The following is a 14092-nucleotide window of genomic DNA, read 5'->3' as shown; positions in this document are numbered from 1 at the left end:
CGAGCATGCAGACCATCCACGACCATTTCATCCAGACCGCCGAGGTGATGCAGGGCAAGACCCTGTTCGAACGCCCCGGCCAGCCCGACATCAGCTTTGCCCGGATGCGCGGCATAGTCGAGGCGCTGGCGGGCGCGCTGACCGCGGCGGGCGTGGCGCCCGGCGACCGCGTGGCCGTCCAGGTCGAGAAGTCGCCCGAGGCCATCGCGCTGTATCTGGCGACGCTGCAGGTGGGCGGGATCTTCCTGCCGCTGAACACCGCCTATACCGGGGCCGAGATCGACTATTTCATCGGCGACGCGGCACCGCGGCTGTTCGTCTGCGACCCCGCGCAGCAGGCGTCGCACGCGCATCGGGCCGGGGACGCGCTGACGGTGCTGACGCTTGGCGCGGACGGGCAGGGGACACTGGCCGAGCGTGCCAATGCGGCCACCCCTCGCGAGGACGCGCATCCCTGCGGGCCGGACGACCGGGCCGCGATCCTCTACACCTCGGGGACGACGGGGCGGTCCAAGGGGGCGGTGCTGACGCACGGGAACCTGGCGTCCAACACCGAGGCGCTGCTGGAGCATTGGCGGTTCGACGCGAATGACCGGCTGATCCACGCGCTGCCGATCTTTCACACGCACGGCCTGTTCGTGGCCGCCAACATGGCGCTGGTCGCCGGCGCCACGATGATCTTCCTGACCAAGTTCGACGCCGAACAGGCGATCGACCTGATGGACCGCGCCACCGTGCTGATGGGTGTGCCGACCTTCTACACCCGCCTGCTGAAATCGCCGCGCCTGGACCGCGAGACGACCGCGAACATGCGGCTGTTCGTGTCCGGGTCCGCGCCGCTTCTGGCCGAGGATCACCGTGCCTTCACCGAACGGACCGGGCACCGCATTCTGGAGCGGTACGGCATGACCGAGACCTGCATGATCACCTCGAACCCCTATGATGGCGATCGCATCGCGGGGGCGGTGGGCATGGCGCTGCCCGGCATCACCGTGCGCATCACCGAGCGCGAGACCGGCGCGCCCGTCGCGCCCGGAGAGATCGGCCTGATCGAGGTCAAGGGACCGAACGTCTTCGAGGGCTACTGGAACATGCCCGAAAAGACCGCAGCCGAGTTCCGCCCCGACGGGTTCTTCATCACCGGGGATCTGGGCACGATCCAGGAGGACGGATACCTGCGCATCGTCGGCCGCGACAAGGACCTGGTGATCTCGGGCGGCTACAACGTCTATCCCAAGGAGGTCGAGGAGGCCATCGACGCGCTGCCGGGGGTTCTGGAAAGCGCCGTGATCGGCCTGCCCCATCCCGACCTGGGCGAGGCGGTGACCGCCATCGTCGTGCCGAGATCGGGGACGCTGGACGCGGATGAAATCCGCGCCGCGCTGTCGGATCTGGCGCGCTTCAAGCAACCCCGGCAGGTGATCGTCGTCGATGCCCTGCCGCGCAACGTCATGGGCAAGGTGCAGAAGGCCGAACTGCGCAAGGCCCATGCGGGACTGTATTCGCAGGCCATGGCCTGACATCCGGCCGCCCGGGCCCGCGTCGAGGAGGACGCGGCCCGGGGCAACGGCCCTTCAACGGGAGGAAATCATGATAATCTATGGAGTCGCGGCCCTGGCCGCCTGCCATCTGGCGGGCGTCATCCTGGGCGATCTGCTGGGCGTCATCCTGGGCGTCCAGTCCAATGTGGGCGGCGTGGGCTTTGCCATGCTGCTGCTGATCCTGTCGACCGACTGGATGCGCCGCACCGGGCGCCTGCCGCAGCTGTCCGAACAGGGCATCCTGTTCTGGTCCGCCATGTACATCCCCATCGTCGTGGCGATGGCCGCCCAGCAGAACGTCGTGGCGGCCCTGGCGGGCGGTCCCATCGCGATCATCGCGGGCGTCGGCGCGACGATCGCCTGCGTGTCGCTGGTGCCCGTGGTGGCGCGGATCGGCGGGCAGGATGCGCCGCTGCCGCCCCTGATGGCGCAGGAGGCGTGAGACCATGGAGATGATCACTGAAATCCTGTCCAAGAACGGGCTGGTCTTTGCCTTCGTCGTCGTGGGCGTCGTGATGTGGGTGTCCTATCAGCTGTCCGACCGGCTGTCGGCGGGACGGCTGCACGGTTCGGCCGTGGCCATCATCATCGGCCTGGTGCTGGCCTGGCTGGGCGGGCTTGCCACCGGCGGGTCCAAGGGCCTGGCCGACGTGCCGCTGTTCGCGGGCATCGGGCTGATGGGCGGGGCCATGCTGCGCGACCTGGCCATCGTATCGACCGCCTATGGCGTCGACATCCGCGAGATCCGCAAGGCCGGGGCCGCGGGCGTCGTGTCGCTGGCCCTGGGAATATTCGTGTCCTTTGCGGTAGGGGCGCTGGTCGCGGCGGCCTTCGGCTATACCGATGCGGTCAGCATGGCCACGATCGGCGGCGGGGCGGCGACCTATATCGTGGGTCCGGTGACCGGCACCGCCCTGGGCGCCAGTTCCGAGGTCATCGCCCTGTCCGTCGCCGCGGGTCTGCTGAAGGCGGTCCTGGTGATGATCGGCACGCCCTTCGTCGCGCCGCTGATCGGGCTGAACAACCCGAAATCGGCGATGGCCTATGGCGGGCTGATGGGCACGACCAGCGGCGTCGCGGGCGGCCTCGCCGCCACCGACAAGCGCCTGGTGCCTTACGGCGCGATGACGGCCACGTTCTATACGGGGCTGGGCTGCCTGATGGGGCCGTCGGTCATCTATCTGATGCTGTTGGCCGTCACCGGCGGCTGAGGCGGCGCGGCGTCACCCGCGGGTGACGCCGTTCTCCAACCGGGCAAAGGCCGTCATCACGACGCGTTCCGACCGGTCCAGATAATCGGCCAGCCGGGTGGCGGCGGCCTCCATGTCGCCCTGCTGGACCAGCTCCAGGATCGCGCCGTTCTCCTGCAGGAACGGCGCGTGCAGCTGTTCGGGACTGTCCAGCAGCCCGAAGGCCAGCCGCAGCTCCGCCATCGCCTGCGCGAAGAAGGCCGTCAGCCGCGGGCTGTCGGTCAGCGCCACGATGGCCGCGTGAAATGCCATGTTCGCGCTGCCCACCCCGCGCCAGTCGCCGGCCTCGCGCGCGATGCGGGCCTGGGCCACGCATTCGGCCATGCGCAGCACCGCCGCGTGGCGGGGCCAGGCCTGGGCCAGGGCCGGCACCTCGATCAGGCGGCGGACGCGATAGATGTCCAGCACCCCCGCCATCGTCGGCACCGCGACCGAGACGCCGCGATTGGGCGCATGGGTCAGCAGGCCCTCTCGCGTCAGCAGGCGGAACACCTCGCGCAGCGTGTTGCGCGACACGGACAGATCGCCGGCCAGCCGCGTCTCCGACAGCCGTTGTCCGGGGCGCAGGTGCCCCGCGATCACCTGTGCGCGCAACCGGGCCGCGGTGTCTTCGGCCAGGCCCGCCGGGCCCTGTCCGGTCGCGATGGGGTCTGCAGGATTCGTGTCGGTCATGGGTCGTCCTGTGATGTCGGGTCGATCATGGCGGGGCGGCAAGGACAGGGCAAGCGGGCGGTTGCCCTGATTTCGGGCAGATTGCCGCGCAGGTCATCCGGGATTGTTCAACAAAAGACACACGACTGTCAGATAATCGTTGACGGATCACGGAATCGTGGCAGGCTGGAGGCAATCAACAACAGTCCGACACGGGGAAACATCCATGACCACCGACCGCAGCGTTGCGGCCGCCAGCCTTCGCGGAGGCCTTCTGGCGGCGATCTTCCTGATGGCGACATCGGCCATCGGCCCGGGCTTCATCACCCAGACCGCGACCTTCACCGCCCGGATGGGATCGGCCTTCGCCTTCGCGATCCTGGCCTCGATCCTGATCGATTTCGTGGTCCAGCTGAACATCTGGCGCATCACCGCCCTGACCGGCAAGCGCGCGTCAGAGACCGCGAACGCGGCCATTCCCGGCGCGGGCTATCTGCTGACGGCGCTGGTCGTCATCGGCGGGCTGGCCTTCAACGTGGGCAACATCGCGGGCGGTGGGCTGGGCCTGAACGCCATGCTGGGCCTGGACCCCAAGATCGGCGGCGCGATCACCGCGGTGCTGGCCATCGCGATCTTCCTGTCGCGGCAGGCGGGGATCCTGCTGGACCGGGCGATCATCGGGCTGGGCATCGTCATGATCCTGCTGGTCCTGTTCGTGGCCGTGCAGTCGAACCCGCCCGTGGGCGAGGCGCTGCGCCAGACGATCTGGCCCGACAGCATTGATTTCGCCACCATCACCACGATCGTCGGCGGCACGGTCGGCGGATACATCACCTATTCCGGCGCGCACCGCCTGCTGGACAAGGGCCTGACCGGCCCGCACAATCTGACCGCCGTCACCCGCGCGGCGCTGACCGGGATCGCGGTCACGGGCGTCATGCGTTTCGTTCTGTTCCTGGCGATCCTGGGCGTCGTCGCGTCGGGCGTGACGCTGGACCTGTCGTCGCAGGCAGCGAACCCCGCAGCGCAGGCCTTCCAGGCGGCAGCGGGCGATTGGGGGATGCGCGTGTTCGGCGTGGTCCTGTGGGCGGCGGCGCTGACCTCGGTCATCGGGGCGGCCTACACCTCGGTCAGCTTCCTGGACGTGGTGGGCGTGCGCAGCGATGCGGCGCGGTCCAAGGCGACGGTGGGGTTCATCGCCTTCTCGCTGGCGGTGTATCTGGCGCTTGGTACGGCGCCGGCGGCGATCCTGGTCTTCGTGGGCGGCTTCAACGGGTTGATCCTGCCCATCGGCCTGACGATCTTCACCTATATCGGCTATGCGCGGTCCGACCTGATGGGTGGGCATCGCTACAACCGGGTGCTGCTGGCACTTGGGGCCATCGTTTGCGCGCTGACCTGGTACATGGGCGCGCGGTCGGTCACCACCATCTTTGCCTTCCTGGGCGTGTAAGGAGGATCCATGCCAATCGACCTGAACAGCGACCTGGGCGAGGGCTATGGCCCCTGGACCATGGGGGACGACGCCGCGATGCTGGACATCGTCAGTTCCGCCAACATCGCCTGCGGCTTTCACGCGGGCGATCCGGCGGGCCTGCTGGCGGTGCTGCGTCAGGCGGCGGCGCGGGGCGTCGCGGTGGGGGCCCATGTCAGCTATCCCGACCGCGTGGGCTTCGGGCGGCGCACCATGGATGTGGCGCCCGACGACCTGACCGCCGACGTGATCTATCAGATCGGCGCGTTGCAGGGGCTGGCGCAGGCGGCGGGCGCGCGGGTCAGCTATGTGAAGCCGCATGGCGCGCTGTACAACACCATCGCGGAGGATGCGCGCCAGGCCGATGCGGTCATCGCGGGGGTGATGGCCGTGGACCCGTCGCTGGTGCTGATGGGTCTGGCCGGCGCGCCCGTGCTGAAGCGTGCGCGCGCCGCGGGTCTGCCGGTCGTGGCCGAGGCCTTCGCCGACCGCGCCTATACCGCCACGGGCGCGCTGGTCTCGCGCAAACAGCCGGGCGCGGTCCTGCACGACCCCGACCTGATCGCCGCGCGCATGCTGCGCTTGGCGACGGAGGGCGTGCTGGAGGCCGAGGATGGCAGCATCCTGCGCCTTGAGGCCGACAGCATCTGCGTGCATGGCGACAGCCCCGGCGCGGTGGCCATCGCGGCCCGGGTCCGCGACGCGCTGGTCGCGGGCGGGGTCAGCATTGCGCCCTTCGCCGGGGGTGGGGCATGACCCCGCATCAGGCGCGGCTGGCCGCGCGGCAGGGACCTGCGCGCCCGACCTCGGGTCAGGCGCCGGGCTTTACCCAGTGCAACATGATTTCGCTGCCCCGCGATTGGGCCTGGGATTTCCTGCTCTTCGCGCAGCGGAACCCGAAACCCTGCCCGGTGCTGGACGTGACCGATCCGGGCAGCCATCGCACGGTCATGGCGCCTGACGCCGACCTGCGCACCGACATCCCCCTTTATCGCATCTGGCGCGACGGCGTGCTGACCGAGGAGGTCACCGACGCCACCGCCCATTGGGCCGAGCATCCCGATCTGGTGACCTTCCTGATCGGCTGTTCCTTCACCTTCGAAGGGGCGCTGATGGCGGCGGGCATCCCGGTCGCCCATGTCGAGCGGGGCTGCAATGTGCCGATGTTCCTGACCGACCGCGACTGCCGCCCGGCGGGGCGGATGTCGGGGCGGCTGGTCGTGTCGATGCGCCCCATCCCCGCCGACCGCGTGGCCGAGGCCGCGATGATCTCTGGCCGCACCCCCGCCGTCCATGGCGCGCCGGTGCATGTGGGCGCGCCCGAGGCCCTGGGCATCGCGGACCTGCAGCGGCCCGATTTCGGCGATCCGGTGCCGGTCGGTCCGGGCCAGGTGCCGGTCTTCTGGGCCTGCGGGGTGACGCCGCAGGCGGCGGTCATGGCCTCGCGTCCGCCCTTTGCCATCACTCATGCGCCCGGGCACATGTTCGTCACCGACGTGCCCGAAACGCGGTGGCAGGCATGACCCGCATCCTGCCCATCGGGCCGCGCGCCTTCCTGGTCGAGCTGGCCGATCTGGACGCGACGCTGGCGCTGTTCGACGCGCTGGCGGCCGATCCCGTCGCCGGTGTCTCCGAGATCGTGCCCGCCGCCCGCACGCTGATGGTGACCACCGATCCCGGCGTCCCGGCCGATGCCGCGCTGGCCCGCGCCGTGCTGGTCCGCCAGCCCGCGCCGGGCACCGCGCCCGCGCCCCGTGCGACCGAGACGGTCGAGATCCCCGTGACCTATGACGGCGAGGACCTGGCAGAGGTCGCGACCCTGATGGGCCTGACCACGGACGAAGTCATCGCCGCCCATCAGGCCGCGACCTGGCAGGTGGCCTTCTGCGGTTTTGCGCCCGGCTTCGCCTACATGACCTGCGCCGATGCGCGCTTTGACCTGCCGCGCCGCCCCGCGCCGCGCACCAGGATCCCGGCGGGGTCGGTCGCGCTGGCGGGCCGGTTCTGCGGCATCTATCCGCAGGCCAGCCCCGGCGGCTGGCAGCTGATCGGCCGGACCGAGGTGCCGATGTTCGACCTGACCCGCGACGTGCCCGCGCTGCTGCGCCCGGGCGTCAGGGCGCGCTTCGTGACCGGGTCCGCGCGGGTGCATGCGGTCGCGGTCCCGGAGCCCGCGCCTGTGACCGGACTGCGCGTGGTCCAGACCGCGTTCCCGATCCTGGTGCAGGATGCCGGGCGCATGGGGCAGGCGGGGCAGGGGGTCAGTGCCTCCGGCGCGCTGGACCTCGGCGCGCTGCGCCGCGCGAACCGCGCGGTGGGCAATCCCGCGGGGGAGGCCGCGCTGGAGATCACGCTTGGCCCCGTCCGCCTGCGGGCGGAGGTGGCGATGACCCTGGCCCTGACGGGTGCCGCGACGGCCCGTGTGGGTGGGCGGGCGCAGCCCGTGGCCTTCGCGCTGGATGCGGGGGACGAGGTCACCATCGACCCGCCCGCCCGCGGCATGCGCAGCTATCTGGCGATCCGGGGCGGGTTCGACGTGGCCCCGGTGCTGGGCTCCTGTGCCACGGATACGCTGGCGCAGATCGGCCCCGCGCCGCTGATGGCCGGCGATGCGCTGGCCCCGGCGCGCCGCGCGGCGGGGGCGGTGACCGATCCCGGCCCCGGTCCGGACCTGCCGCAGGCGGGGGCGGTCGTCGCCCTGCCCGTGACGTTGGGCCCGCGCACCGACTGGTTCGATGACGCGACCGTCCAGCGGTTCCTGGCGCAGGAGTGGACGGTCACGCCGCAATCCTCGCGCGTGGGCATCCGTCTGTCGGGCGAGGCGCTGACCCGCGAGGACGCCTGCGAATTGCCAAGCGAGGGCACCGCGACCGGCGCGATCCAGGTGCCCCATTCCGGCCAGCCCGTGCTGTTTCTGGCCGACCACCCCCTGACCGGCGGCTATCCGGTCATCGCGACGCTGCACCCCTCGGCGCTGGATCTGGCGGGACAGCTGCCGCCCGGCACGCGCATCCGCTTTGCCGCCGACGCCCCTTTTGCCGATATCGACCCGGAGGCCTCCGATGTTTCGTGACACCCCCCTGACCCCGATCCGCCGCATCCTGATCGCGAACCGCGGAGAGATCGCCCTGCGCGTCATCCGCGCCTGCGCCGACGAGGGCATCGAATCGGTGGCGATCTATGCCGATCCGGACCGCGACGCGCCCTTCGTGCGGGCGGCCGATCAGGCCTGGGCGCTGGAGGGGCACCGCCCCGCCGACACCTATCTGGACGCGGCCAAGGTGCTGGCCATCGCCGCCCGCGCCAAGGTCGACGCGATCCATCCCGGCTATGGCTTCCTGTCGGAGAACGCCGATTTCGCCCGGGCGGTGCAGGATGCGGGCATCCTGTGGATCGGGCCCGACCCGGACGTGATCGACGCGCTTGGCGACAAGATCCGCGCGCGAGAGATCGCCCAGGCCGTGGGCGCGCCCCTGGTCGCGGGCAGCCCCGGCCCCATCGCCAGCGGCGCCGAGGCGCTGGCCTTTGCCCGCGAACACGGGCTGCCCCTGGCGATCAAGGCGGCCTTCGGCGGCGGCGGGCGCGGCATGCGCGTGGCCCGCGATCTGGACGAGGTCGAGGAGCTGTTCGACGCCGCCACGCGCGAGGCGGTCACGGCATTCGGCCGCGGCGAATGCTATGTCGAACAGTTCCTGGACCGCCCCCGCCATATCGAGGCGCAGGTGCTGGCCGACCGGCACGGCACGGTCAAGGTGCTGGGGACCCGCGACTGTTCGCTGCAACGCCGCAACCAGAAGCTGGTCGAGGAGGCGCCCGCCCCTTTCCTGACCGACGACCAGCGCGCCCGCATCCATGACAGCGCCCGCGCGATCTGCGCCCATGCGGGCTATAGCGGCGCGGGCACGGTCGAGTTCCTGCTGTCGGCCAATGGCACGATCAGCTTCCTGGAGGTGAACACTCGCCTGCAGGTCGAACATCCGGTGACCGAGGAGACGACCGGCATCGACATCGTCCGCGCGATGATCCGCGTGGCGCAAGGCGCGCGCCTGACCGACGACGGCGTGCCCGAGCCCATCGGCCACGCGATCGAGTTCCGCATCAATGCCGAGGACCCGGGCCGGGGCTTTCTGCCCACGCCCGGCCCGATCACGCTGTGGTCCGCGCCCGGCGGCATCGGCATCCGGCTGGACAGCGGCGTCGAACAGGGCGGCCAGGTCGCGGGCCAGTTCGATTCGATGATGGCCAAGCTGATCGTCACCGGCCCCGACCGCGCGACCGCCATCGCCCGCGCCCGCCGCGCGCTGCGCGAGTTCCGCATCGAGGGCGTGGCGTCCGTCCTGCCCTTCCACTGCGCTGTGCTGGAGGCGCCGGAGTTCACGGATGATTTCGCGGTCCACACGCGCTGGATCGAGACGGATTTCGCCGACCGCCTGGCCGCCGCGGTCCAGCCCGCCGACCGTGTGACCCCCGTCCCGGACCAGCCCATGCTGCGCCTGTCGATCGAGATCGACGGCAGGCGTCATGACCTGGCGCTGCCCCAGGGGGTGCTGGCCGCAGCCGCCCCTGCGGCGCCGCAGGAGGCCGTGGCCGATCCCGGCTGCATCGGCGCGCCGGTTGCGGGCACGCTGTCCTTGTGGCAGGCGGCCGACGGGGCGCATGTCCAGGCCGGAGAGGTGATCGCGGTGATCGAGGCCATGAAGATGGAGACCAGCATCGAGGCCCCGCATGCCGGTCGCCTGACCCGCCTTGCGGCAGAGGGCGCGACCCTGGCGCATGGGGCGCCGCTGGCCCGGATCGACCCCGGCGAGGGATGACCCCATAGGGCTATTCCCGGGGTGGGTATCTGTGATATTCTGCACGTTGTGAATGTCACCCTTGTCCGAGGTCCCGATGAAAGAGCCGACCGCCCATGCCCGGCCGGGCCCCTTGGCCGTCCAGGCACGGGCCGAATTCACGTTGGACATGCTGCGCAACCTTGTCGTGGTCTTCGAGGCCGCCGCCGAGGACCGCAGCGTGCTGGTCGAGATGGGAGACCGCGGGGTCTGGGCCGTCACCCATGACGGGCACCGCCTGTTCATTGGTCAGACGGCCGCGCCACCGCCGCTGGATGCCTGATCCGATTGCTTTTTGTCAGAATGCGGGAACGCCTTTGCATCCCGGTCATTGACCCCCGCAGCCACTGTCGGAGGGACCGGGACGATGCGACACCTTTGGGGACCGGTGCGGGATGACGACGGCCTGACCTTCCGCCTGTGGGCGCCGCGGGCGCAACAGGTCGACCTGCTGGTCGACGGGCAGGCGCAGCCCATGCACAAGGGCGATCTGGACATCTGGCAGGCCCGCAGCCATGCCACCCCCGGCGCCCGCTATCTGTTCCGCGTGGACGGCACCGACATGCCCGACCCCGCCAGCCGCTTGCAGGCGGGGGGTGTGAACGACGCATCCGTGGTGACCGACCCGCCGATGCCGCAGGAATGGGCAGGACGCCCCTGGTCCGAGGCGGTCATCTATCAGCTGCATGTCGGCTGCTTCACCCCCGAGGGCACGTTCTCTGCCGCCGTCGACCGGCTGCCGGGGCTGGCGGCGCTTGGCTTCACCGCGATCCAGCTGCTGCCCGTGGGCCAGTTTCCCGGCAACCGGGGCTGGGGCTATGACGGCGTGCTGCCCTATGCCCCGCATCCGGCCTATGGCAGTCCGGGCGATCTGCGCCGGCTGATCCGGGCCGCGCATGCTTGCGGGATGATGGTGATCCTGGACTTGGTGATGAACCATTTCGGCCCGGACGGTGCGTGGATCCACCACGCGGCGCCGGACTTCTTCGACCCAGACAGGCACACGCCCTGGGGCGCGGCGATCGATTTCTCGCGTCCGCAGGTCTGCGATTTCTGGATCGGTTGCGCGATGCACTGGCTGCGGGATTATGGCTTCGACGGGTTCCGGCTGGACGCGGTGCACCAGATCACCGGGCCGGGTTCGGCCCAGTTCATGAAGGACCTGGCCGCCGAGATCGCCACCCTGACCCCCCGCCGCCACCTGATCACCGAGGACGAGCGCAACATCCCCGACCTGCGCGAGGTGGGCTATGACGCCAGTTGGAACGACGATTTCCATCACGCGGTCCATGTCGCGCTGACTGGGGAATCGGACAGCTATTACGCCAGCTTTGCGGTCGACCCGATCGCCGACCTGACGCTGGCCCTGTCGCGCGGCCATATCGAGGAGGGCCAGCCGCGGGAAGGCCTGGACCATCCGCGCGGCGCGCCCTGCGGTCACCTGCCGCCGACGGCCTTCGTGAACGCGATCCAGACGCATGACCAGATCGGCAACCGCGCCCTGGGAGAGCGCCTGCTGACCCTGGCCAAGCCCGAGGCCGTCCGCGTCGCCTATGCGCTGCTGCTGGTCGCGCCCTATATGCCGATGGTCTTCATGGGAGAGGAGCGCGGAGAGACCGCGCCGTTTCAGTTCTTTGCCGATTATTCGGGCGATCTGGGAGAGGCCGTCCGCAAGGGCCGCGCATCCGAGTTTCCGGGCATCGCCAGCCTGGGCGACGGCGTGCCGGACCCGATCGACCCCGCGACGATGGAGCGGTCGCGCCTTGGCTGGCGCGACGATGCCGACGCCCGCGACTGGATGGACCTGACCCGCCGGGCGCTGGCGTTCCGCGCGGCCCATGTCGTGCCGCTGCTGAACAGCGGCAAGCCCGAAGCCAGCGTCACCCGCGAGGGGCCGGGCCTGATCCGCGCCCTGTGGCAGTTCCCCGGCGGCGGCCTTGCGCTGTCGCTGGCCCTGGGCCAGCCTGACCCGACACCGTTGCCCGATGCCGACCTGTCCGTGGGACAGCCCGGCGATCTCTTTTCCCTCACCGTGAAAGCCTTGTCATGATTCCGCGTATTCCGACTGCCACCTGCCGCATCCAGCTGCGCGAGGGGGTGGATTTCGCGGCCCTGACCGCACGCCTGGACCAGATCGCCGGTCTGGGCGTGTCCCACCTGTACCTGTCGCCGATCTTCGCCGCGACCGAGGGGTCGACCCACGGCTATGACATCACCGATCCGACCCGGATCGAGGACAGCCTGGGCGGGGCAGAGGGATTTGCCGCGCTGGCCGAACAGGCCAAGGCGCGCGACCTGGGGATCATCCTGGACATCGTGCCGAACCACACCGCGTTTTCCGTGCAGAACCCGTGGCTGGCCGACGTGCTGACCCATGGCCGGTCCAGCCCGCGCGCCCGGCATTTCGACATCGACTGGCAGGCAGGGCCGCTGGTCCTGCCTTGGCTGCCCGCCCCGTTCGAGCAGATGCTGACCGAGGGCGCGTTCCGCGTCCGCGATGGCCAGTGGATGTTCGGCGATTTGGCACTGCCGCTGGCGCCCGGCACGAATGCCACCGACGATCTGCGGGCCCTGCACGAGGCGCAGCACTGGCGGCTGGTCCATCACGTGCTGGAGCGGGACGGCATCACGCATCGGCGGTTCTTCAACGTCACCGACCTGATCGGCATGCGGGTCGAGGACCCGTCGGTGTTCGAGGACACCCACGCGCTGATCCTGGAGCTGGTGCGCAGCGGTCAGGTTCAGGGACTGCGGGTGGACCATGTCGACGGGCTGGCCGATCCTGCGGACTATCTGGACAGGCTGGCGGCGGCGTTGCCCGACACGCCGATCTGGATCGAGAAGATCCTGACGGGCGACGAACCGCTGCCTGATGCCTGGGCGACCGAGGGCACGACCGGCTATGAAGCCGGGCGCCTGATCACCCGCATGCTGACCCCCGCCGCGGGGCTGGAGCGTCTGGATGATGCCTGGCATGACGCCATCGGCCCGACGCCGTCCTTTGCCGACACTCTGACGCAGGCCAAGCACGAGATCCTGGACAACGAGCTGGCCGCCGAGCGGATGCAGCTGTCGCGCATGGCGGCCCATGCGCTGGCGCCGGTCTCGGAGGTCGAACCCGGCCCCGAGGCCCTGCGCGAGGCGGTGACCGCGCTGCTGATCGCCACGCCGCGCTATCGCACCTATGTCACCGCACGCGGCGCAGACGCCGATGATCGCGTGCTGATCGAGCAGGTGGCCGAAGAGGCCGCAAAGGGGTTGCGCAGTGATCTTGTGGTGCGACAGCTGGCCGAGGTCTGGGCCGAGCCGTCCACGCCCGCGCAGCAGGCTTTCGTCACGCGGCTGCAGCAGGTTTCGGGCGCGCTGCTGGCCAAGGCGCAGGAGGACACGGCCGGCTTTCGCTGGACCCGCTATCTGCCTGCGAACGAGGTCGGCGCCGAACCCGACGAGGCGACCATCACCGGGCCCGAGGCGACCGAGGCCATGGCCCGCCGCCGCGTGGGCGACATGGTGCTGACCTCGTCCCATGACAGCAAACGGTCCGAGGATGCCCGTGCGCGCCTGGTCGCCGCAAGCCACCTGCCGGAGGATCTGACGGCGCTGGATGAGGCCGCGGCCCGGATGCCGCAGGCGAAGGGCGTGGACCCGCGCTGGCGGTGGTACATGGTGCAGACCGCCCTGGCCCTGCACGGGGCCGAGGATGCGGGCGAACGCGTCAACACCCATGTCGAGAAGGCCCTGCGCGAGGCCAAGCAGGAAAGCTATTGGACCAACCCCGACGAGGCGGTCGAGGGGCGCATCGCCGATCTGGGCCGCGCCCTGCTGGAGGAGTGGGACCGCGATGCCCCCGCTGCCCTGACGCGGCTGCTGGAACGGGGACAGGCGCTGATCTTGGCGCAGCTGATGTTCAAGATGGTCATGCCGGGCTTTCCCGACGTCTATCAGGGCACGCAGGGCCTGTTCCTGGCACTGACCGACCCGGACAACCGCCGCCCCGTGCCGTGGGATGCACTGGCCGCAGGCGATCAGGGAGACGACATCGGCGCGGTCAAGGCCCGCTGGACCCATCGCCTGCTGGCGTTGCGGGCGCAGATGGCCGATCTGCTGCATGATGCCGATACGCGGGTCCAGATCGACGATGCGGGCATCGGCCTGACCCGCCGCGCGGGCAAGCGTCAGCTGATCGCCCGCCTGGATCTGCCCGGCGGGGCGGCAGCGGCCGACGCCGGTGCCGCAATTCTGGACTGGCATGGGCCCGACGGCTGCCGGGTGCATCTGAGAGAGGCATGATCCCCTTTCGCCCGATTGATATTTGACGCGCGTGGGAACAACCGGAGGGCATGG

General features: G+C 70.4%; 12 protein-coding genes. 11 read left to right on the top strand and 1 reads right to left on the bottom strand.

Annotated elements, in window-relative coordinates; genetic code table 11:
- The first annotated feature begins 5 nt into the window (after positions 1–5).
- The 3 genes from LZ686_RS13905 to madM all read left to right on the top strand — a co-directional run bounded on the left by LZ686_RS13905 (position 6) and on the right by madM (position 2752).
- The gene (locus tag LZ686_RS13905) at positions 6–1520 is read left to right on the top strand and encodes a malonate--CoA ligase (protein ID WP_349548181.1); all 1515 of its coding nucleotides are present in this window, start codon (positions 6–8) and stop codon (positions 1518–1520) included.
- 70 nt (positions 1521–1590) lie between these two features.
- Positions 1591–1983: a malonate transporter subunit MadL gene (madL, locus tag LZ686_RS13900; RefSeq protein ID WP_349548180.1), complete on the top strand. Its 393-nt coding sequence runs from the start codon at positions 1591–1593 to the stop codon at positions 1981–1983.
- A gap of 4 nt (positions 1984–1987) precedes the next feature.
- On the top strand, positions 1988–2752 hold the full coding sequence (gene madM / locus LZ686_RS13895) for a malonate transporter subunit MadM (protein WP_045999851.1): 765 nt from the start codon (positions 1988–1990) through the stop codon (positions 2750–2752).
- Between the two features lie 12 nt (positions 2753–2764).
- On the opposite strand, the gene LZ686_RS13890 is transcribed toward madM, so the two are convergent.
- Complete coding sequence (locus LZ686_RS13890; RefSeq protein ID WP_349548179.1) at positions 2765–3463, bottom strand: GntR family transcriptional regulator; 699 nt, start codon at positions 3461–3463, stop codon at positions 2765–2767.
- A 205-nt stretch (positions 3464–3668) separates the two neighbouring features.
- Between LZ686_RS13890 and LZ686_RS13885 the strand changes: the two genes are divergently transcribed.
- The 8 genes from LZ686_RS13885 to treY all read left to right on the top strand — a co-directional run bounded on the left by LZ686_RS13885 (position 3669) and on the right by treY (position 14038).
- Positions 3669–4895 (top strand): NRAMP family divalent metal transporter, encoded by a 1227-nt coding sequence (locus LZ686_RS13885; protein ID WP_045983001.1) that lies wholly within the window; start codon positions 3669–3671, stop codon positions 4893–4895.
- 9 nt (positions 4896–4904) lie between these two features.
- Positions 4905–5672: a LamB/YcsF family protein gene (locus LZ686_RS13880; protein WP_349548178.1), complete on the top strand. Its 768-nt coding sequence runs from the start codon at positions 4905–4907 to the stop codon at positions 5670–5672.
- Positions 5669–6439: a putative hydro-lyase gene (locus tag LZ686_RS13875; RefSeq protein ID WP_349548177.1), complete on the top strand. Its 771-nt coding sequence runs from the start codon at positions 5669–5671 to the stop codon at positions 6437–6439. Before LZ686_RS13880 ends, LZ686_RS13875 begins: the two co-directional genes overlap by 4 nt.
- Positions 6436–7989 (top strand): 5-oxoprolinase subunit B/C family protein, encoded by a 1554-nt coding sequence (locus LZ686_RS13870; RefSeq protein WP_349548176.1) that lies wholly within the window; start codon positions 6436–6438, stop codon positions 7987–7989. The genes LZ686_RS13875 and LZ686_RS13870 overlap by 4 nt, the downstream gene beginning before the upstream one ends.
- Positions 7979–9730, top strand: a complete 1752-nt coding sequence (locus LZ686_RS13865) for an acetyl/propionyl/methylcrotonyl-CoA carboxylase subunit alpha (RefSeq protein ID WP_349548175.1) — start codon at positions 7979–7981, stop codon at positions 9728–9730. The genes LZ686_RS13870 and LZ686_RS13865 overlap by 11 nt, the downstream gene beginning before the upstream one ends.
- Before the next feature lie 76 nt (positions 9731–9806).
- Positions 9807–10031 (top strand): hypothetical protein, encoded by a 225-nt coding sequence (locus LZ686_RS13860; RefSeq protein WP_045983681.1) that lies wholly within the window; start codon positions 9807–9809, stop codon positions 10029–10031.
- An 84-nt stretch (positions 10032–10115) separates the two neighbouring features.
- The gene (gene treZ, locus LZ686_RS13855; RefSeq protein WP_349548174.1) at positions 10116–11798 is read left to right on the top strand and encodes a malto-oligosyltrehalose trehalohydrolase; all 1683 of its coding nucleotides are present in this window, start codon (positions 10116–10118) and stop codon (positions 11796–11798) included.
- The gene (treY, locus tag LZ686_RS13850) at positions 11795–14038 is read left to right on the top strand and encodes a malto-oligosyltrehalose synthase (RefSeq protein WP_349548173.1); all 2244 of its coding nucleotides are present in this window, start codon (positions 11795–11797) and stop codon (positions 14036–14038) included. The genes treZ and treY overlap by 4 nt, the downstream gene beginning before the upstream one ends.
- The last annotated feature ends 54 nt before the right edge of the window (positions 14039–14092 follow it).

Source organism: Paracoccus sp. NFXS7 (assembly GCF_040148865.1).
Classification (GTDB): domain Bacteria; phylum Pseudomonadota; class Alphaproteobacteria; order Rhodobacterales; family Rhodobacteraceae; genus Paracoccus; species Paracoccus marcusii.
This window is presented reverse-complemented; position numbering and strand designations above follow the sequence as displayed.